We start from the raw sequence: 19,837 nt of genomic DNA on the forward strand, positions 1-19,837 counted from the left end.
CGCCAATTTCCAGAGGCGAACGAAGATTTTTCCGACCTGTTGCAGCATGAAGATTTGATAGCCGGCTCAACGGCCTGCCAGCGGCCCTGGTGCCGGGCCTCGCTTGACTTGGGGCTTGTTTCTCTCCAACAAACCACGACATGTTCGCGCGCCGCGCCTGTCTGTCCACGAGATCCGGAACCGAAACTTGACCTCACTTCATTTCGAAAGCCTGCTGTCGTCCATCTCTGCCCGGAGCGCCAAGGTCGGCGTCATCGGGCTCGGCTATGTCGGCCTGCCATTGGCGATCGCGGCAGCGCGCGCGGGCTATTCCGTCATCGGTTTCGACATCGATCCCGGCAAGATCGTCGCGCTCGACGCGGGCAAGTCCTATATCGGGGCGGTCTCGGACGCTGTTCTTGCCCGGGAGAGCGGTGCTGGCCGTTTCCGTTCCACGACGGATTTCCTCGAACTGTCCGGCTGCGACGTCATCATCATCTGCGTGCCGACGCCCCTGACCAAATATCGCGACCCGGACCTTTCCTTTGTCGAAAAGACGTCGCGCGCGATCGCCGCAACCCTGCGTCCCGCGCAGCTCATCGTCCTGGAATCGACCACCTACCCCGGTACGACCGATGGCATCGTGCGCAGCATCCTCGAGGAAACCGGGTTCAAGTCCGGCGCCGAATTTTTCGTCGGCTTTTCGCCGGAGCGCGAAGACCCGGGCAACCCGGTCTATGAGACCGTGAGCATTCCGAAGGTCGTCGCCGGCGACGGCCCCGAGGCGGCAAAGCTGATGGAGGCGTTCTACGCTTCCGTGGTCAAGACGGTCGTTCCGGTCTCGTCCAACGCCACGGCGGAAGCCGTGAAACTCACCGAAAACATCTTCCGCTCGGTCAACATCGCGCTCGTCAACGAATTGAAGATTGTCTACGAGGCGATGGGCATCGACGTCTGGGAAGTGATCGAGGCCGCCAAAACCAAGCCGTTCGGCTATATGCCGTTCTATCCCGGCCCCGGCCTCGGCGGCCACTGTATTCCGATCGACCCTTTTTACCTCACCTGGAAGTCACGCGAATACGAACTGCCGACGCGTTTCATCGAACTTGCCGGCGAGATCAACTCGGCCATGCCGCGCCACGTCGTCAGCCGACTGGCCGAGGCGCTGGACCGGCACGCCGGCAAGGCGCTCAGCCGTTCCAACGTTCTCGTCATCGGCCTCGCCTACAAGAAGAACGTTCCCGATATTCGCGAGAGCCCATCGTTGCGCCTGATCGAACTGATCGAGGAGCGCGGCGGCCACACCGCCTATCACGACCCCTACGTTACCGAGATCCCGCCGACGCGCGAATATGCCACTCTGAAGGGCCGGCGTTCAGTGACGCTCGACGAGCCCACGGTGGCGGCATTCGATGCCGTGCTGATCGCCACCGACCACGATCAGGTGGACTACGCAGCCCTCGCCAAGTGGGCGCCGCTCGTCGTCGATACCCGCAACGTCTTCCATCGAAACGGCCTGACGGGCAGCCACATTATCAAGGCATAGCGCAACGGTCGTGCGCATGCCTGTGGCCACAACAGCTAGCCGGCGCCACCCGCAAAGGGTTGAGTGGCCTTGTTGCGCGCCAGCGCGGCCTTGAGATTGCTCGCCGCCACCGCATAGCCGCCAGAGGCGCCGTCGACAAAGTGTATGTGGTCGCGGGTCATCGGCGTCGGCACGATGCAGGTCATCAGCGCCGAATCCTGCCGGTGCAGGCCATAGTGTCCGACGCCCTCTGCCTCTGCCCGCTGCAGCCGCGCCTCGATCCGTTCGAGGCGCGGGGCGCTGATATCGATCGTCATTTTCAGGCCGTCGTCGAATTTACGGAAGTCGGTGTTGTCGGCAAGGTCGCGGCGGTATCGGTTCGTATCGAAGGGCCCAAGGTTCCAGCCCATGCGAAGGCAGACGAAAAGTGCCAGCGTCTGCACGGTGATAACGCAACGCTTCAGGAAACGTCGCCCTCGCGGAGCGGCCGCGCGCGTCTCGGTGTCGATCCCCTGGAAGGAGAACCGCGCGGTCGGACCAAGCTCGGGAACGGGGTGACCGCCGCGATCTTCCTCGTCGGCAAGCGCGACGATGTCGGCGATCAGCGCCTGGAATTCCGGTCCGTTGCCCTTCGCGCCCGGCACCGCGATGATCGAGGCAATCGTGCCGTGGCGGGACTCGATCGGGTTCCAGCGACAGGAAAGGCCGGTCAGGTCCGGCCGGCTGCCGGCAGGCGCCGCCGCGACGTGATAGCGCCCGGCCTTCATCGCCGCCTCGGCCCAGCTTGCGCCGCCGCCTGCAAACATCGCGTAGGAAACCTCGTCGCTGGCCTTGAAGCGGGCGACGCGCATGTCGAGCCCGTGCTGGCGGATGTCACTGACCGGAACGAGCGCGGTCCGCAACTCAAGGTCAAGTTCCTCCGCCACCCAGGTCTTCACCGCGGCCAGCGCGTCGCGGGCCCTGTCGGCCATTGATGCCGGCAGCGCCGCCAAGGCGCCATCCCCCCCGAATACGAAGGGCATCGTCTTTTCTTCGAGCACGTTCATCAGGGCGGATATGACGCTGGCGCCGGCCATGTTGACCGTCTTGTAGCGGCCGTCGGCAATCGCACCGGTCGAGTTGACGATATCGGCCACGGCCAGCAGCCAGCCGTCCGGCAACGGCCGGTAATTCGCTTCGTCCGCGACGCCTTCGAAGGCGTCGAACAACGGCACGCTATCGTAAAATCGGCCTTCCATTGCCTCAGCCATCAGCGCCTCGATCTTCGCTCGCCCTTAACGTTCGTCAGATAATTCACGCGGGAGCGCAACAAAAAGTTTCATTGGCTGTTACCAAGGAGACACCTCTGTCCGTTTCTGCAGCCTAGAAGATAGGCGAGGAGTGGATTTGGCCGGAGGGGGGACTTGGCGACGCGATGGTTAGTTTCCAAATAATAACCCATGGCATTGCAGGGGTGTGGCCATCTGTGCTTGTTTAACAGTCACACAAGGATCAAAATGGTCCAAGCGTGCGTAGTGAAGCCGAAACTGAATGCGTGACGACAACTTTCGAGTGCGGTTCTGGGGCGTAAGAGGAAGTTTGCCGGTCTCCGGCCAACAATACGTCGCCTATGGGGGAAATACATCCTGCATCGAAATTCGATGCGGCAAGGACGTATTGCTGTTCGATGCCGGCTCTGGCCTGCGCGAGGCTGGCTATGCGCTGATCGCCGAAGGCGTCGAAGAGTTCGATCTGTTCTTCACTCACAGCCACTACGACCACATTATCGGTCTTCCCTATTTCAAACCCATCTACAAATGTCGCAATTCGGTGCGCTTCTGGTCTGGCCATCTGCACGGCACCATGACCACGCGGGAGATGATCCGCGATTTCATGCGCCCGCCGTGGTTCCCGGTCGATCCCGACATCTGTCAAGCGAGCCTCGACGGCATGGACTTCAAACCCGGTGACGTGCTGACCCCGCGTGCCGGCGTCACCATCCGCACGACGAGCCTCAACCATCCCGGTGGCTGCGTCGGCTATCGGATCGAATGGAACGGCCGCGCCGTCGCTCTCGTCTACGATACCGAGCACGAGCCGGGCGTCCTCGATCCCGGCGTGCTCGAACTGATCGCCGGGGCCGACCTGTTCGTCTACGACTGCACCTATCTCGAAAGCGAGATGGAGCATTTTCAGGGTTACGGACACTCGACCGGCATGCATGGCGCAAGACTGGCGATGGCCGCCGGCGTCAAGCAGCTCGCCATGTTCCACCACGATCCGTCGCGCACCGATGAGGCGTTGGCCGCCATGGAACGCGATGTCCAGGCGACATTCCCCGGCGCCTTTGCCGCCCGCGACGGACAGATCGTCGAGCTCGATTGAGCATCTGAAATCGCGTCGGGATGTCCTTTACCCGAAATTCGGGCCGGAACTATTTCACGCCTCGTGGATTCCTTCTTTCCAAAGAAGGAGTACCGCATGAGCAAGGACAAGAAGGCCCAGCAGGCGATCGAGGAAACCGGCAAGGATCCCTCGGGTGGGCAGCATCTTCCAACCGCAGGTCCTCACGCAAAGGATCGACTGACCGACAAGACCAAGACCCCCGGCTCAGGGTTGCTGCCGGACAACGATGACGACACTGTCGTACCCGGTAGCGGCTGAGGTGGTGTTCTAGCAAAACATGGGCCGTCGCATCCGGCGGCCGCGCCTCCCTGACATGGCGGCAAGCGTCCCTACTGTTTGTCGCGGCAGCTGGCCAAACTACGCTTCCGCCAGCGAAAGGATCATTAAGCTACGAGATCGGCTCCGGTCCGCCAGCGACAGGCCGGATGCGCGGCCGTAAGCGTGAAGAGCTCCTCCATGAAGGACCAAACGCCGGCGTCGTGAACCAGATGATGGGTGAGCACTCCGATGGTTCGCCCGGCCTGATCCCGCCTCTTTTCATCGTCTCCGCAGATCTGCCTTAGCCTGGCGATGATGTCTGCTACAATCGCCGCGTGCTCGCGGCAGCCGCGTGTTCCCTGCCAATCCATCACATCGGCATGGGTGTTGACGAGCTTGAAGAGCGAGGGTTTTTCCGGACCGAAGACCGACAGCGCCGCAAAACCGATCCCGGTCAGGTCATCCAGAAGCGCGCCATCGATCCGGTTCCACGGCGGCACCAGCATCGGCACGAAGCTGCGCGGAAACAGCGCCTGGAGACGCGCGTAGCCCTCCGTGAGTTCATGGAGAACCGTTGAGCGTGGCCGGTGCGCGCCGAGTTCCTGTTTCTTTTCCTCGGGCGGAGCATGGTTGCGGTGCGCCCAGCCGTGCACCGCAACGCTGACGCCGGCATGTCCATCGAGGCGGCGCGCAAGCGCCTCGCCCGTCAGCGCCGGGGGCACGGCGATGACCACCGGAATCCGGTGCTCGTCAACCAGCGACAACAGGCGGTCGAGTGCTGCCGTCGGCTCGGCGGCGTCGTCGTCCCGCAGCCAGAAATCAACCTGTCGCCCGGACGCGGCCACGCGGTCGAGCGCGACGGCAAGCTGCTGCCAATGGGGTTGTCTCATGCCGTCGCCTCCAGATGCTCGTCAAATATCGTGCGCAGCCGCCGCGCCGCGGCAGGGAAGGAACGTTCGTCATGGACGAACCGTCCGGCGGCCGTACCCAATCTCCGCCGAAGGACCGGATCCTCTATCAGCGCGCGCATCGCCGCCGCAAAGGCGGTGGCATCGCCGTCGGGCGTAAGGATCCCAGTCTCGCCGTCCCTGACCACTTCCGGCACGCCGGCGGTATTTTGCGCAACGACCGGCAAGCCCGCCGCCTGTGCTTCGAGATAGGCAAGCCCATAGGCCTCGCCGCAGCCCGGCCAAACGTAGAGGTCGCTGCCGGCAAGAATAGCCGGCAGATCGGCAGCGGTCCTTTCGCCGAGCCAGTCCAGCCGGTCGGACGGCAAGGCCGAGAAGGCCTGTTGCACCTCGTCGCGGCACGGACCGTCGCCAACGATCGTCAGGGTCCAGCGGCTATCGGCGATGTGTGTCAGCGATTGCGCCAGCATGCGGTAGCTGTCCAGCTTGTCGCCGCTGCGCATCATGGCGACAGCGACCATGCGGCAGAGGTCATCCGTGCTTCCGCCGCCCGGCACGAAAGGGGCCGCATCGATAAAGGGAGCAAGCATCGCGTGGCGGCAGTCGGGCGCGGCCTCCAGCAGGCCATCCCGGTCCCGGCGCGTCAGGCAGATGTTGACTGCCGCCTGCTCGATGGCCTGGAGCACCTGGCGTTGGGCGATCGCGCGCACGCCCTCGTTTCGCCGCGCCGAGTAGGAGGCCTCTGCCGTCACGTAGGGGATGGTGAATTCGGCGGCAAGCGAAGGACCGAGCAGGTCCGGCGCCTTGTAGTAGGGATGGTAGCAGAACCACAGATCGGGGGCGCCGTCGCGCATCCACCCCTGCCGGAGGCGGATGATCTCGCCTGCCGCCGCTTGCTCCAGTTCACGAAAATCTACGTCCGACGCGGCCGCCATGAAGCTGCGCAGGTCCGAGACGACCGCGACCTCGTGCCCTCCCGCACGGAGTGCTGCAACCAGCATGCGCGCCATCAGGCGATCACCCGAAGGAACGGGATGGTCTGGGGATTTCAGCGGTGCGTAAAAGGCGATCTTCATCCGCAGCGAGCTATCGTTTCTCCGCGGCGGCCTGTCAACCGACCGCACCGGGAGCTTGCCGCTTTCCGGTGGGATCGCGGGAGAGGAAAGCATGCGTCCGCGCCGCCGTCTGCAGCCAAGGGGATACCAGGCCCGACCGCCAGCGGTTCATCGGTCGATCGGCAAATCGTAGTAGTCCCGGCGGATCAGTTTCAGCGAACGGTCCGGCTCGATGACATAGGTTTCCTGAACGAAGCTGTTGCCGCTCGTGAAGCGGTGCGGGACGATGCTGCCGACGGGCGCCTTCGTCAGCTTCGTGCGCGGCTGCCCGCCATAGGTGATGCTGCCGGGGATCGGCTCCAGGTCCGGCGTCGTGCAGCCCGCAAGCGTCACCGCGGACAGAGCAAGCAGACCAAACCGCCCGCCAAGGCTGCGGATGTTTTTCACCATGATCACCTGGCAGCCCCATCGCCGTCCGTGGACCGCTCCGTGCCTGCCACTCCTTGTTTCGTTTCTCTTCTTCCAGCGCGGCCAGATCGCGCCGCCGCGTTCGCTAAGGCGTTGCAGCCACCCCTGTGCTGCCGGCCTTCTCGACCGTGGTTTCCGTATCATGCTCCGAGAGCAGGCTATAGGCGACATAGTATTTGTAGATATTGCTGACGTATTGCACCGTCTCGCGCCCGACGATCGCCGCCGCCGCATTCTCGACATTGCCGAACCAGAGGTTCGGGTCGAGCCCCATATCCTTGGCCTTGGCCCTGAACTTGCGCAGGTTTCCCGGTCCGGCATTGTAGGCCGCGAAGGCAAACAGCATCTGGTTTTTCGGCGTGACGGCCGGGTCGTCGATGTAGGTATCGACAAGGTAGCGCAGATATTTCGAGCCCGCTTCGACGTTGAGGTTCTCGTCCTTATCGATGCCGCGAATGTTGACGGCCTTGTCCGCAGCGGTCGATGGCAGCAACTGCATGATGCCGACCGCGCCCCTGTGGCTGCGGCGGGACTGATCGAGCTGCGATTCCTGGTAGCCCTGCGCCATCAGCATCAGGTGGTCGAAGGAATAGGTCTTCCCGTGCGTGCGGAAGATTTCCACGAGTTGCTTGAAACGTTCGACATCGGCTGGCGCATAGGCGCGCTTCAGCATCTTGTCGCCCTTGTAATAGGTGCTCCTCAGGATGTTGCCGAAGGTCGTCCCGACCTTGTGGGTCTTGACGAAGTCGTCGAGCACACCTTTAAGCTTGGGGCTGTCCTTGCGGATCGCCCAGGCGATCTCCCCGTGGTCGGAAACGACGATGTCGTCGCGCACCTTGAGGTCGGTGAACACCTTCACCCAGATGTCCGCCTTGTATTTGTCGACGACCGTCCAGGGCAGCAGGCCGGCATTGATCATCTCCAGGACGTCTTCGTCCTCGAGGTTCTCATCCATGTCCTTCAGCGTGATCGGCGCGCGACCGGCCTTTTCGAAGCCGGCGCTGAGCGCCGCCAGGTGCTCGTAATAGCTGCTCGATCGGCGCACATGCAGTTCCTGCCCGCTCAAATCGTCGACGCTTGTGATCGCCGGCGCCGAAGGGCCGGTGACCAGCACCTCCTTGGCTTCGTCGAACAGCGGCGCGGTGAAATCGACCTTTGCAAGCCGCGTCTCGGTTATCGTCAGATTGGCCATGACGATATCGCCAAGCCCTTCTTCGAGCGCCGAGAGCAGACGCGCCCGCGGCATCGGCAGGAACCCGACGCGGATCTTGTCGATCTGCTTCTTCCTCCCCTTGTTGAGTTCGTGTTCGAGCGCCGTTCCGAAGTCGACGGCCGTGCCCAATTGCTGGCCGCGATCGAGGAAATAGATGGTCTTGCTGAAAGGCACGATGATGCGGATCACGCGCCGCTTTTCCATTCCGTCGAAGTCGTCCTTGTGGGGGACGAACATCGAGCGAAGGAATTGCTCGTTCGACTGTGCCAAGGCGCCGCTTCCCGTGAAGAACACGAGAAGCAGCAGCCCCAAGAGAACGCGTTTCATGTCAGCCCCCAGCCCGAGAACCCTGTTGCCGAAATGCTATTCCTGCGGCGGACCGCCTTCGCCAAGCGCGGCGGCCGCATTCTTCTTGGCGATGGCGTCGCGGGTCGCGGCGGCCGCGGCGACGGATTGCTGCTGCTCGTCGCCCGCCACCTGCACGGTCGGCGAGGCGAAGTTGATGCCGTTTTCCTTGAAGGATTCCTTGATCATCACCTGCGCCCGGCGCCGGACCTGGGTCTGTGCCCCCGGCTTCGTCTTCATGGCGAAACTCAAGGTCATGCCGTAGTCGCCAAAGTTCTCGACACCCTTCATCTTGACCGTTTCCAGGATCAGCGGCCCGATATCCGGATCTTCGAGCAGCTTGGCGCCGATGCCCTTCACCAGTTTCTTCACCTTGGCGACGTCGGCATCGAAGGAAACGTTGATCAGGAACTTGTCGATCACCCAGTCGCGGCTCATGTTCTGCACCGCGCCGAGCGAGCCGAAAGGCACCGTGAACACGGGACCGCGATGATGCCGGAGCTTGACCGAGCGAATGCTGAAGGATTCGACCGTGCCCTTGTAGCTGCCGCTCTGGATGTATTCGCCGATGCGGAAGGCATCGTCCATCATGTAGAAGATGCCGCTGATGACGTCCTTGACCAGCGTCTGCGAGCCGAAGCCAATCGCCACGCCGAAGACACCGGCGCCGGCAATCAGCGGGCCGATTTCCACCCCAAGGCCGGAGAGCACCATCAGCACGGCCACGATCGCGATGAAGGCTGCCAGAAAGTTACGCAGGATCGGCAGCAACGTCATCAGGCGGGTGTTGCGGGCGCGCTCGGCCGGGTCTTCGGTCGCGTGATTGGCCTGCTTGACGCGCAGGTTGATGAAACCCTTGACGAGCTGCCAGACCAGATCTGCAGCCAGCAGGATGACGATACCCGCCAGGACGCCGCGGAACACCCGATTGAAGGCGTCGTCCTGCATCATCGACGTGGCGCTGACCTTGAAGACGAGCGCCAGCCAGCCGGCGGCAAGCGCGATGACCAGCAGCCGTGCCCCGCGCTCGATGAAGATGTTGCGCACCACGCGCGGATCGTCCTCTGCCGAGCTATCCAGCATCGTCTTGGTAAAGGCGCTCGTGAAACGCAGCAGCGGCGGCAAGCCGATCACGTAAAGGCCGATCCAGAACAGCACGTCCATGCCGGCGACCCAAAGCAGCCAAAGCACGATCAGGAAGGCAACCAGGAACACGTTGCCGACGATACGGCGCGAACCGACGACGGCCCCCACCGGACGCCGCACGACTGTGAGGATCCCGAGCGCGAGGACCACGAGCCCAAGAAGCGCGGTGATGAGATTGCGCACGTCCGCGGAAATCGACAACGCGCTCATCGCGTCGCCGACACCCCAGACGAGCGCCCCGCCACCGATCAGCCATAGGGCATGCCGGTGCCAGAAGCTGGCCTCATCGGGCGTGAGCGAGAGGTAACCGCCTCGCCCGTCCGCATTCCCCTCGTTGACCGGTCCCCCCGTCAGGACCGCCGAGGCGATGATCATCAAAAGGCGTGCTCCGATCCAGGCGCCGAGCAGCGGCGCGATCGTCGTTTCCAGCCGCGTCGGCCAGTCGGCGATCGCCAGCACCGACATGCTGGCAGCCGCAAAAACGATAAGCGGCAGAAGCCGTGTGAGCATGGTGCGGGCCGGCCCCGTCAGCACCGCCCCCTTCAGGCTGCGTCCGAGCAGCCAGCGCAGGAGATATTCGGCGCCGTAGCCGATCGCCAGGATCAGGAAAAACCCTTTGAGGATGGGAGCGGCGCCATGGCTCTCCATGTCGCCGGAAAGGCGCTGGCGCGCCGCCTGCATTTCCGGAAGGACACGCGGCACGGCGTTGCCGATGCCGGTCAGATGACGCCTGATTTCGGCGGTCCAACGCGCCACGACACCGGTTGCGGGCGTTCCGGCCGGAGCTTCGGCCGCAGTGGCGGGCGGGGCCTGTTTCGTCGACAGCCACTGTTTCACTTCCGGATCATCGAGAAGCTGGATCAGCTGCTGGACCTTTGCGGGCGGAGCCGCCGGCGCGGCTTCCTGCGCCAGCCCTGGCGAAACCAGCCCAAAAACAACGGAAAGAAAAGCCACGAGACCGAAGACCGGCCCCACAAGCAAGCGACCCGACGACCCGACACAGCCCATTCTCAGCACCCCCGACGAACATGCCCGTCCCCCGACCGGCACGACTCTCAATCATTACAAAGGCTAACATACCACCGGGCTGTTGCGCCAACGTCAAGAGCGTCGCGGTCAACGGCGACGGAATCCACCACCGCCATGGAACCCACCGCCTCCATGGAAGCCACCTCCGCTAAATCCACCGCCACCACCAAAGCCACCACCGCCGTGGAAGCCGCCGCCACCGTGGAAACCACCGCCATCAAAGCCGCCGCCACCAAAGCCACCGGGTCGGTCAAAGCCGCCTCCGCCACTGCTCGGGAAATTCAACGGCCGCTGATCGAAAGACTGTCGTTCGAAGGAGCGCTGGTTGCCAAGTTGACGTCCGATATTGTCGATCGCCAGATGATCGGGGGCACGAGCGCGGTCCGCGCCTTGACCGGCTTGCTGGCGCGTGTCGATCCGCTGGTTGAGGTTCGCCGCCGCATCCGGATGATTGGCGGAGAATTGCTCGCCCACCTTGGTCCTATCCTGGATCAAAGGCTTCTGGACTGGCTGCCAACCGTCGGGCGTACGCTTTTGCCATTGTCCGTCGTCACGACGATACACGTTTCCGTCACGGCCGGCATAGACGTCGCCGCCCTTGCCGCCGGCGACAAAGCCATGGTTCCCGTCCGACGTGCGCCAATTGACGCCGGCGCCATTGGCGGTCGAGCCGCCGCTGATGCGGGCAAAATCGGACCCGTGCTTGACGGCCGCGGTGCCCCAGCTTCCGTAGACGTTATGTCCGCCGCGGGCCATCGCCGCGTTGCCGGTGCGCGGATTGTAGGCGGCGACGAAGCCGCGGTCTCCGTTCGGTCCGTAGCCGGCCGCGCCGCGAACGTAGGTGCCCGTGCGCGGATTGTAGGCCGCACCGGCAGCAATGCCGCGATAGGGCCCGTAGGCATATCCATAGCGGCCGAACGTACCGATGGCCGGATTATAGAAGGCGCCGACCCCATAGGTTACCGGGCGTGGATAATAGGGCCAGTAACCGCCACCGGCCCAGCCGTAATCCCAATAGTCGTCATAGTACCAGCCGGTGCCGTAGACGAAGGTGTCCCAGGCGAGATAGGCACCCAGGTAACCCATCGTATAGCCGAACCAGACCGCGTCGGGCTCGGTATCGTAGATGCGCACATAGGTGGCATTGTAGATCGGCGACGACGGCGGGATGGTATAGATCTCGTCCGGCACCGCCTTTGCCACAGCGAACGGCCCGGTCGGTGCATCGCCGACGAACCAGACCCCGTCCTTGAGCACGAAATACTTGTCGCCGACCTTGATGACGGTCTCGTTGGTGTTGACCGCGTAGGTCAGGGACGTCCCGTCGATCGTTTCGAACTTCGGGTCGCCGCTATAGGCGACGTCCACCGTGACGGAGCCATCGAGCGAGACACGCGCCTTTTCGGGAATGCTCGCCTTCAGCCGCGCCTCTGCGTTTTCGGAGGTACCGGGAACGGACGCGCGCACCGTGTAATAGGCGGCATCCTGCGGAATGTTCTGGAAGTCCTGCGGCAGCTTGGGCGTCGCGAAGGTCCAGGGGCCGTCGAGCGCGGTACTCGCGAACCAGCGACCGGATACGAGGATGTACCAGCTTGAGTCAACGTCACGGTAAAAGGCGTCGCTCTCGGTGTTGGTCGCAACCTTGAGACCGGTGCCCGGCACCTGTTCGAGTTTCGGCTCACCGTCGAAGGCGAGCAGTTCCGACGGCTTGTCCGAATAGATGACGTCGGGCACGATCACCTTGTCCGCCTGCGGCGGGATCGCCGCCTTGGCATCCTTCCAGTTGTCGTCGTCCGGCAGTTTGCTGAGTATGTCGGGAAGCGACGAGGCGGACTGCCATCCCGAGGCGAGATCCTTCGATTGCAGCCATGACTTGTCGTTGCGCAGGTAATAAGTGGCGTCAGCCTCGACCTTGAACAGATCCCAATTGGTGTTGACCGTGAAGGAGAGCCCCTCGACGCCCTTGACCGGGGCAAACACGGCCTTGCCGTCGGTCTGCACCAGGATCGCCGGCTTCTTGCTGATAAAGATCGGCGGCGCGTCGGCCTTCAACCCCTCGACATTGCCGAGCCGCTGGTAGTCGGCGAGGCTCGCCGTCAGCTTGTCCTCCGAAATGGTGATCGTCCCGACCGGCATCAGCTTGCCGACCTCGAGCGTCAGATCCGCCAGTTCCTTCCGGTCGAGGACGGAGAAGTTGATCTCGGTCATCTTGATATCAGAAACGACGACCTGGCCGGAGGCGCTGTCGGCATCGGTCTTGCCAGTAACGCCAACCACGCCGAAGATCGGCTTGGCGTCGTCGGACTGCTTGTATTCGGCGGCGATCAGCGCATCGAGTTCGGTGAAATCCTTCCAGGCGTTGATCTGCGGCTGATAGAGCGTGATGGTCGCGCCACTATCGGTCTTGTAGGCGCGCGGCCAACCGAGCCCCTTGGGATCGGCATCGTTCAGGTACTTGCCGCTCACGAAGCCGTTCTGGCCATTGAAGCTTACCGCGCACCAGGTGCCCGCATCGTCGCATTCCTTGACATCGACCTCGGTTCCCTCGGCGATCGTCCCCAGACTGTTGGAGGCGGTTCCCGGTCCTTCCCGGAAATTGACTGAGGCGCTCGTCGTTGCCGGCCCGGCCCGCGCCGGAACCGCGGCAATCGCGAGGAGGGTGAAGGCGAGTGTCAGTCTGCGCATTACGGTTCTCCGAGATCCCGGGCGGCCGACCCGCGCCCGCAACGACTGAAGCCGAAGCTGGCACCGGAACTGGTTGAGCCATAGACATCTTTGCCCATCGCCAAAGCGCAAGTACGTAACAGTAACGGCGACCGTAACGGGTCGCCGAGAAGTTAGACGCAACGGAGCGGAGCGTGCCGCAGCAAACGCCGGATACCGGAACGATTCGGAGCGCCGCAGGGGCGCATGCCGTTTCACCACCCCTCCCCGGTCCTTCAGGTTGCCCGCTTCTGTCCCGATCGCGACGGTCGCTATCCCGTCTCCCCGGGTAAAATCATTAAAGCGTCGCAAATCTTTGTGTTTTAGCCCGTAGTGATTGCATAGAGTCATTTATTCAAGCAAACTCATATGTATGATTTGACCACTCCTACGTGCGGAGGAAATACAAGTGAACACGAAAGCCCCCAGCCAGATCGATGTCTTTGTCGGTTCCCGCGTCAGGATGCGTCGGTTGATGGCCGGACTGAGCCAGGAGAAGCTGGCCGACGGTCTCGGGATCACATTCCAGCAGGTACAGAAGTACGAAAAAGGCACCAACCGCATCGGCGCGAGCCGTCTGCAGGCGATCGCCGATATCCTCGGCGTGCACCCGAGCTTCTTCTTCCAGGAGGGTGAAGACCCTGCCGGCGCACGCAACGGCGACACAACGCGCGAGCCGAGCGAAATCTCGTCCTTCGTTTCGTCGAAGGAAGGCATCGCGCTCAACCGCGCTTTCCTGAAGATCACGGACCCGGTGCTGCGCAAGAAGATCATCTCGCTGGTCGCCGCCGTTGCCCAGACGCCGGAGACCGAGACCGCCCGCTCAAGCACGAGCCACGCTCAGGACCTGCACGGCTAAGCACCCGCGCCCGACAGGAATGACCGGATGACATTCAGACTGCAGACCCTCGGGCGCTTGCGGCTCGTCGATAACGGCGGGCGTGAGGTAGCGTTTCCCGAAAAGGGTCTGCTGATCCTGTGTCATCTGATCGTCGGCGGCCACAGCGAGCAGTCAAGAAACGATGTCGCCAAGCTCCTTTGGGACGAGATCGTCCCGAGCCAGGCCTTCGTCAATCTGCGCAAGACGGTCTCCCGCATCAGCGCGCGCCAGGAAGAACTCGGCTGTCACTTCCTGAGTTTCTCGCCGTCGGCCGTGCGCTTCGACGCCAGCCGGCTCAAGAGCGACCTCGATACCATCGGGCGTGAGGCGGGCGATCCACTTTCCCGTCTCCAGTGGGCCGTCGAAACCTTCCAGGAAGACTTCCTCAAGGACTTGAAGTCCCAGGGCCAGGCGCTGCATGGCTGGATCGAGCGGCAGCGTGGCGAGCATATGGCGCTGCTGCGCGAAAGCCTGCTTCTTGCGGCAGCGGAGGCGACGAACAATCATCGCAAGCTGGTCAAGGCGGCAGCGACCCGGCTGCTCGAGCGCAACCCGCTCGACGAGGACGTGCGCAAGATCCTGACCCAGGCGTTTCAGCTTGAGGGCAACCATCTGGAGGCACGGGCTGTCTCGAATGGCGGCGGCGCGATCGCGATCAACAGGCCGGAATTGCGATCGGTCTCGACGATAATCGCGCCGACGTCGGAGCCGGCAGCCGACTCGCGCCCGCCGCGCGTCGTGCTTCTGCCGCCGAACAACGGCGCGAACGACAGTCCGGCAACACAATTTGCAAGCGCATTGATCGAGGACGTGACGATCGGGCTTTGCGCGCTTCGCTCGGTTTCGGTGATCGCGCCCTACACGGCCGCACAGATCAGCCTGCAGGCAGACAAGGCCAGCACCTACCAGAAGCACGCCATCAGCTACATTCTCGACACGCGCCTGACCGACGAAGGCAGCCGGCTGACGCTCTTCACGCAACTGATCTTCTTTGCCAATGACGAAGTGATCTGGGCCGACCGTTTCAATCTCGATGGCGACGGGCTGATGGCCTCACGGCGGGAAATCGCCCGCCAGATCGCGCTGGCGATCGCCAACCAGGTGGAGCGCAACGAGACCCATCGCCAGACCTACGAGACCAATGTCGGCTCGTACCGCAGCTTCCTCCTCGGGCAGCGCTATCTCAAGCAGCTCAACCTTCCGGAGCTGCGGCGCGCGCGCAAGAGTTTCCGCCAGTCGCTCTATGAGAACTCCGGCTTTGCGCCGGCGATGAGCGGGCTCGCCCGCAGCTATTTTTTCGAGTGGCTGCTGACAGCCCGCGGCGACGCAGAGCTGCTGGCGCTTGCGGAACGGCATGCGCGCGATGCGGTGGTGGCCGACGACACGCTGGCAACGGGCTATCGCGAGCTTGGCGTCGTCAAGCTCTACTTGAGACAGTTCGACGAGAGCATGGAATACCATGACAAGGCGGAGGCGCTGAGCCCTCAGCACGCCAACGTGATTGCGAGCTACGCCGACACGCTGGTGCAAGCTTCGCGCCCCGAGGGTGGCCTGCGCAAGATCCAGGCAGCAATCGATCTCAACCCGATTGCGCCGGACGAATATTTCTGGACCGCGGCCGGCGCCAGCTACTCGCTTGGCCAGTATGAGCAGGCGATCGCCTATATCGAGCGCATGCGCGATCCGACCCCTGCCGACCGGCTGTCGGCGGCAAGTTGGGGCATGCTCGGCAACCGGAAAAAAGCGCGCCAGTTCGTCCGTAAGACTTTCGACGTGCATCCGGACTTTGATCTCGACAAGTGGATGACCATCGTTCCCTTTAGGGAAGAATGGCAGCGCGTTCATTATTGCGAGGGCCTGCGCAAGGCGGGCTTCTAATTTCTCACATCAGCAACGGCCAGGAGGGGAAAATGGCAAAAGTAGTGGTGATCGGTTTGGCGGGTGACAACCGGCTTTGGGTTGCGGATCTGGATGCGGGCACGGTCTCGCAGATCGCAACGCCGACGCAGGGGCCGCTGGCTGCGGCCAACGACCTGCGTAACAACAGCGGGGCAATGGTGCACAAGGGCGTCAATCTCGCCGTGGTTGCGGCCTCGTCCGGCTCCGTTTCCGGCGGGTTCATGGACGGCTAGTCCACGCGTGGCACAAGCCGCTGAAACTGGCCGGCCGTCGGACGAGCATTCCAGCCGTCCGGCGGCCGAGCCGCTTTCCTACAGCGATCGCGCCTGCCCGCCAGAAGAAACGTTCCGGCGGATCGAGGCATTCCTGCCGGCGCTCGGCGTCACCCGGCTCGCGCGGCTGACCGGCCTCGACCGGCTCGGCATTCCCGTGTGGAGCGCCGTGTCGCCCAACGCCCGATCGATCGTCATCAACCAGGGAAAAGGCATCACCGACGTTGACGCCAAGGTTTCGGCGGCCATGGAGGCGATCGAGCGGGCAGTGGCCTGCGCGCCGTCGGCCGCGACAAGAACGGCCACCAGCCGGGCTCTTTCCGAAACGGGCGATCGAACGCTGCATCTGCCGGGGCTCATCTCGGCGGGGCAAGCGGACCTTCAGAACGACGAAACGATCGACTGGCTCCGTGGCTTCGACCTCTTTGACGGCGCAACCACCTGGGTCCCGCGCGAAGCGACAATCCTCGACCGGACGATCGTCGATTGTCGTTACTGGCAGTCCTCCGATGGCCTGGCCTCGGGCAACACCGAGACCGAGGCGACCCTGCACGGCTTGCTCGAGCGCATCGAGCGCGACGCCGAAACGCTGTGGCGAATGCTGCCGCTGAACGGCAAGCACCGAGGCTGCATCGATCCGGGAAGTTTGGAGGATCCTGTCCTCGATGCCCTTACGGAACGGATCGCCTCTTCAGGTCTGGAGTTGCGCCTGTTCGACATGACCAGCGACATCGGCATCCCCTGCTATGCCGCAACCCTCGCCGAAGCGGGCATTCTCTCGGCCAGGCAGCCGCGTTATCACGACGTCACGATCGGCCACGGTGCCCACCCCGTGGCGCGGCGCGCCGCCATCCGTGCCGTGACCGAGGCCGCCCAGTCGCGGCTTACCTATATCAGCGGCGCCCGCGACGATGTGTTCCCGGAAACCTTCACCCGCGACCTTCCCGAGGAAACGCGAGGCCTGTTTGCCGCCGTGCCGCTCCGGACAAGCGTGGCGGCCCCCGATGTCCCGGCCGGGCCTCAGGCGCAGCTCGATTACGTACTGCGGCGGCTTGAAGTGGCTGGCGTCCGGACGGTTGTCGTCGTTCCGCTGATGGAAGGCGTTGCACCTTTCTCGGTGGTCAAGGTCATCGTTCCGGCCCTCGAAAATCCCGACGGCCTGCGCAAGCGTCGCTTCGGAGAACGCGCGCTCGCCCGTGCTCTGGAGGCCGGATGAACGTTGTCTTTGTTGGCCCGACGCTGCCGGACGCACGAAACGCGGCGGACAAGAGCGTCCTAATCCTCCCGCCTGCCGTTCAGGGCGACGTCCTGCGCGAAGTTGAGGGCGGTGCAACCGCGATCGGGCTTATCGACGGCAACTTCGAAAATGCTGCGCCCGTCTGGCACAAGGAAATCCTTTATGCGCTGTCGCTGGGCGTGCAGGTCTTCGGCGCGGCCAGCATGGGCGCGCTGCGCGCGGCGGAATGCGCGCCCTTCGGCATGGTCGGCATTGGCGAGATCTACCGGCAATACGCCGAAGGAGCCCGCGTGGACGACGCCGATGTTGCGCTGATCCACGGCCCGGCCGAACTCGGCTATCTGCCGCTGACACTCCCGCTGGTCAACGTCGATGCGACGCTCAAGCGCCTCTCGCAGACCCAAGCCCTTGCCCCAGCGCTCATCGCATTGATGGGCGCGACGGCGTCCGCCATGTTCTACAAGGAGCGCAACTGGGCGGGCATCGTCGCGCGCGTTGCACTGCCGGCGGGGACGAACCCCGCCCGTCTCACCGCGCTGCTCGCGAGCGAATATGTCGACCAGAAGGGCATCGACGCGCGACATTTACTGGACGCACTGCGACACACGCCAACCCAACGGACGGTTGCAACGCAAGGCTGGAAATTCAATTCTACCAGCATGTGGAAGAGGTTGTTCGGTCAACCTGACGCTTCATCTTAAGGATGTGGTTTTCACATACAACGTGTGTCACGCTCATGTCACGCGCAATGCCGCGAAGTCACGCTATGATTGGCCACGGTGGGCTGGATCTGCGGATCCAAAGGAAGCTGGGGAAAATCATGCTATCTTCATTTGCTGTGCCAGTAGAACCGGAAGACAAGGAAAAGGAGCTCTTGGCACTGGCTCGTCTTGTCACCTATGCGCGCGACTCCGCCAAGACCCTCAACGTCGAAGGCGTGCAATACTGTCTCGAACTCGCGCTCGCATCGCTGCTCAAGGAGGCCGAGGACTGCGGCAGCCAGAGAGCGCATCTGACCAACGAGTTGCTGACGCGCCCGAGCCTCGGCCGCTGCTGAGTTCCACGCCGCTTTTGGGATTGCGGTCATCCCGCGATTGGTCCGCCTGCGCGGACCGGTGGCTTTGCGATTGAGCGATGACACGAAGATAGCCCCGTTTGGCCGAAGGCGAAGCGGGGTTTTGGTCGTTGTTAGGCCTAGCGTCTGCCGCTCCCCGCGTTTCGCCGCAAGCGGATTTCGTCGCCGAACGATCGTTGCTCTCGCACCGCATGAGACAGCTCAGGGAATCCGTAAAACAGACGGCCGGGACGGATATTCCCCGCAAACCAGTTCCGTTCGAAAGCCCGCTTCGCGCTTTCGTTGAAATTTAGTCCATAATTTCCATAGACAATATTGAGTGAGCGAGCCACCTCCGGTTAGGCTTCTCCCATCATGTGCGAACCGGCGCAGGGCCCTTATCGACTGGCCCACCGCCTGAACGACAAAGGGAGACCAGCTTGAGCCAGACAAATCCAACCCTGCCCGTCCTTGACCTTTCGCGCTTTGCGGCGGGCCACCCCGAGCGGGCCGCAGCGCTCGACGAGTTGCGCAGCGTTGCCCGCTCGGTGGGCTTCTTTTATCTCGAGGGCCACGGGATCCCGCAGGACGAAATCGACGGCATTCTCTCGCTTTCGCGCCGCTTCTTCGCGCTGCCGGAGGACGACAAGCTGGCGATCGAGATGCGCAAGTCGCCGCACTTCCGCGGCTACAATCGCGCCGGCCTCGAATACACGCGCGGCACGCAGGACTGGCGCGAACAGGTCGACTTTGGTCCCGAGCGCCAGAGCCTCAATATCGCGTCCGGCGATGCGCCGTGGAAGCGGCTTGTCGGCCCGAACCAGTTTCCGGACGCCTTGCCGGAACTGAAGCCTGCGATCCTTGGCTATATCGAAGCCGTCACCGGGCTCGGTATCCGGCTGATCGAGATTTTCTCCGAAGCGCTCGGGCAGAAGCCCGATGTCTTCGGGCCGATCTATCGCGATGGCCCCAACCAGTTGCTGAAGATCATCCGCTATCCCGGCCGCGACAAGACCGAAAGCGATCAGGGCGTCGGCGCCCACAAGGACGGCGGCTTCGTCACCATCCTGTTGCAGGACGTGGTCGGCGGACTGCAGGTCGACGACGGCAAGGGCGGCTGGATCGACGCACCGCCGAAGCGCGGCACCTTCGTCATCAATGTCGGCGAACTCCTGGAACTGGCATCGAACGGCTATCTGCTCGCCAACATCCACCGGGTGGTAACGCCGCCAGCTGGCGGCGATCGGCTCTCGGTCGCCTTCTTCCTCGGCGCCAATCTCGCTTCGACCATCCCGGTGCTCGATCTCCCGCCACAGCTTGCAGCCGAGGTCCGCGGCGTCACCCAGGATCCGCAGAACCCGCTCTTCCACGAGGTCGGCCGCAACGTGCTGAAATCCCGGCTGCGCTCGCACCCCGATGTCGCCGCCGCGCACCACGCAGACCTGCTGGAACAGCCAAAGGCGGCTGTGCCCGCCTGATCA

Annotated in this window: 17 protein-coding genes; 10 read left to right on the top strand and 7 right to left on the bottom strand. The window is 63.4% G+C overall.

The genetic code is table 11. The features are described 5' to 3' along the window. The first annotated feature begins 187 nt into the window (after window positions 1–187). Entirely contained in the window at window positions 188–1,525 is a 1,338-nt protein-coding gene (locus ASE71_RS30375; protein WP_060521783.1) for a nucleotide sugar dehydrogenase, read from the top strand. 35 nt (window positions 1,526–1,560) lie between these two features. On the opposite strand, the gene ASE71_RS30380 is transcribed toward ASE71_RS30375, so the two are convergent. Beyond that, entirely contained in the window at window positions 1,561–2,754 is a 1,194-nt protein-coding gene (locus tag ASE71_RS30380; RefSeq protein ID WP_060521784.1) for a DUF3095 domain-containing protein, read from the bottom strand. A gap of 280 nt (window positions 2,755–3,034) precedes the next feature. Between ASE71_RS30380 and ASE71_RS30385 the strand changes: the two genes are divergently transcribed. Together ASE71_RS30385 and ASE71_RS30390 are read left to right on the top strand one after the other, a co-directional pair. Beyond that, complete coding sequence (locus ASE71_RS30385) at window positions 3,035–3,868, top strand: MBL fold metallo-hydrolase (protein ID WP_043613689.1); 834 nt, start codon at window positions 3,035–3,037, stop codon at window positions 3,866–3,868. 96 nt (window positions 3,869–3,964) lie between these two features. Beyond that, window positions 3,965–4,147 (top strand): hypothetical protein, encoded by a 183-nt coding sequence (locus tag ASE71_RS30390; protein WP_034799175.1) that lies wholly within the window; start codon window positions 3,965–3,967, stop codon window positions 4,145–4,147. A 125-nt stretch (window positions 4,148–4,272) separates the two neighbouring features. On the opposite strand, the gene ASE71_RS30395 is transcribed toward ASE71_RS30390, so the two are convergent. The 6 genes from ASE71_RS30395 to ASE71_RS30420 all read right to left on the bottom strand — a co-directional run bounded on the left by ASE71_RS30395 (window position 4,273) and on the right by ASE71_RS30420 (window position 12,996). Next, entirely contained in the window at window positions 4,273–5,037 is a 765-nt protein-coding gene (locus ASE71_RS30395) for a polysaccharide deacetylase family protein (protein WP_060521785.1), read from the bottom strand. Then, window positions 5,034–6,131 carry a glycosyltransferase family 4 protein gene (locus tag ASE71_RS30400; protein WP_060521786.1) on the bottom strand — a complete coding sequence of 366 codons (1,098 nt, stop codon included), beginning with the start codon at window positions 6,129–6,131 and terminating at the stop codon, window positions 5,034–5,036. The genes ASE71_RS30395 and ASE71_RS30400 overlap by 4 nt, the downstream gene beginning before the upstream one ends. A 147-nt stretch (window positions 6,132–6,278) precedes the next feature. Then, window positions 6,279–6,560, bottom strand: a complete 282-nt coding sequence (locus ASE71_RS30405; protein ID WP_082566550.1) for a hypothetical protein — start codon at window positions 6,558–6,560, stop codon at window positions 6,279–6,281. Between the two features lie 103 nt (window positions 6,561–6,663). Continuing rightward, window positions 6,664–8,118 (bottom strand): lytic transglycosylase F, encoded by a 1,455-nt coding sequence (locus ASE71_RS30410; RefSeq protein WP_060521787.1) that lies wholly within the window; start codon window positions 8,116–8,118, stop codon window positions 6,664–6,666. A gap of 36 nt (window positions 8,119–8,154) precedes the next feature. Beyond that, window positions 8,155–10,290, bottom strand: coding sequence for a mechanosensitive ion channel family protein (locus ASE71_RS30415; protein WP_082566551.1), 2,136 nt, complete (start codon window positions 10,288–10,290; stop codon window positions 8,155–8,157). A gap of 108 nt (window positions 10,291–10,398) precedes the next feature. Next, the gene (locus ASE71_RS30420; RefSeq protein ID WP_060521789.1) at window positions 10,399–12,996 is read right to left on the bottom strand and encodes an SH3 domain-containing protein; all 2,598 of its coding nucleotides are present in this window, start codon (window positions 12,994–12,996) and stop codon (window positions 10,399–10,401) included. Window positions 12,997–13,423: 427 nt separating this feature from the next. Between ASE71_RS30420 and ASE71_RS30425 the strand changes: the two genes are divergently transcribed. From ASE71_RS30425 to ASE71_RS30455, 7 genes are all read left to right on the top strand, one after another. Beyond that, a complete protein-coding gene (locus ASE71_RS30425; protein WP_060521790.1) occupies window positions 13,424–13,873 on the top strand; it encodes a helix-turn-helix domain-containing protein in 450 nt (149 codons plus the stop codon). Between the two features lie 27 nt (window positions 13,874–13,900). After that, on the top strand, window positions 13,901–15,772 hold the full coding sequence (locus ASE71_RS30430; RefSeq protein WP_060521791.1) for a hypothetical protein: 1,872 nt from the start codon (window positions 13,901–13,903) through the stop codon (window positions 15,770–15,772). Between the two features lie 32 nt (window positions 15,773–15,804). Next, window positions 15,805–16,026: a hypothetical protein gene (locus ASE71_RS30435; protein WP_034799164.1), complete on the top strand. Its 222-nt coding sequence runs from the start codon at window positions 15,805–15,807 to the stop codon at window positions 16,024–16,026. A gap of 7 nt (window positions 16,027–16,033) precedes the next feature. Next, the gene (locus ASE71_RS30440) at window positions 16,034–17,281 is read left to right on the top strand and encodes a YcaO-like family protein (protein WP_082566552.1); all 1,248 of its coding nucleotides are present in this window, start codon (window positions 16,034–16,036) and stop codon (window positions 17,279–17,281) included. Next, window positions 17,278–18,003 carry a TfuA-like protein gene (locus tag ASE71_RS30445; protein ID WP_060521792.1) on the top strand — a complete coding sequence of 242 codons (726 nt, stop codon included), beginning with the start codon at window positions 17,278–17,280 and terminating at the stop codon, window positions 18,001–18,003. The genes ASE71_RS30440 and ASE71_RS30445 overlap by 4 nt, the downstream gene beginning before the upstream one ends. Window positions 18,004–18,122: 119 nt before the next feature. Beyond that, window positions 18,123–18,359: a hypothetical protein gene (locus ASE71_RS30450; protein ID WP_034799160.1), complete on the top strand. Its 237-nt coding sequence runs from the start codon at window positions 18,123–18,125 to the stop codon at window positions 18,357–18,359. A gap of 437 nt (window positions 18,360–18,796) precedes the next feature. Beyond that, window positions 18,797–19,834 carry an isopenicillin N synthase family dioxygenase gene (locus ASE71_RS30455; RefSeq protein WP_034799159.1) on the top strand — a complete coding sequence of 346 codons (1,038 nt, stop codon included), beginning with the start codon at window positions 18,797–18,799 and terminating at the stop codon, window positions 19,832–19,834. The last annotated feature ends 3 nt before the right edge of the window (window positions 19,835–19,837 follow it).

The sequence above is a fragment of the Ensifer sp. Root954 genome, assembly GCF_001429005.1.
In the GTDB taxonomy this organism is placed as follows: Bacteria; Pseudomonadota; Alphaproteobacteria; order Rhizobiales; family Rhizobiaceae; genus Ensifer; species Ensifer adhaerens.

Coding starts and splice junctions, on each gene's coding strand:
- ASE71_RS30395 (WP_060521785.1), bottom strand. CDS start 5,037: ATGAGACAACCCCATTGGCAGCAGCTTGCCGTCGCGCTCGACCGCGTG.
- ASE71_RS30430 (WP_060521791.1), top strand. CDS start 13,901: ATGACATTCAGACTGCAGACCCTCGGGCGCTTGCGGCTCGTCGATAAC.
- ASE71_RS30390 (WP_034799175.1), top strand. CDS start 3,965: ATGAGCAAGGACAAGAAGGCCCAGCAGGCGATCGAGGAAACCGGCAAG.
- ASE71_RS30410 (WP_060521787.1), bottom strand. CDS start 8,118: ATGAAACGCGTTCTCTTGGGGCTGCTGCTTCTCGTGTTCTTCACGGGA.
- ASE71_RS30445 (WP_060521792.1), top strand. CDS start 17,278: ATGAACGTTGTCTTTGTTGGCCCGACGCTGCCGGACGCACGAAACGCG.
- ASE71_RS30405 (WP_082566550.1), bottom strand. CDS start 6,560: ATGGTGAAAAACATCCGCAGCCTTGGCGGGCGGTTTGGTCTGCTTGCT.
- ASE71_RS30385 (WP_043613689.1), top strand. CDS start 3,035: ATGCGTGACGACAACTTTCGAGTGCGGTTCTGGGGCGTAAGAGGAAGT.
- ASE71_RS30415 (WP_082566551.1), bottom strand. CDS start 10,290: ATGGGCTGTGTCGGGTCGTCGGGTCGCTTGCTTGTGGGGCCGGTCTTC.
- ASE71_RS30450 (WP_034799160.1), top strand. CDS start 18,123: ATGCTATCTTCATTTGCTGTGCCAGTAGAACCGGAAGACAAGGAAAAG.
- ASE71_RS30400 (WP_060521786.1), bottom strand. CDS start 6,131: ATGAAGATCGCCTTTTACGCACCGCTGAAATCCCCAGACCATCCCGTT.
- ASE71_RS30380 (WP_060521784.1), bottom strand. CDS start 2,754: ATGGCTGAGGCAATGGAAGGCCGATTTTACGATAGCGTGCCGTTGTTC.
- ASE71_RS30420 (WP_060521789.1), bottom strand. CDS start 12,996: ATGCGCAGACTGACACTCGCCTTCACCCTCCTCGCGATTGCCGCGGTT.
- ASE71_RS30435 (WP_034799164.1), top strand. CDS start 15,805: ATGGCAAAAGTAGTGGTGATCGGTTTGGCGGGTGACAACCGGCTTTGG.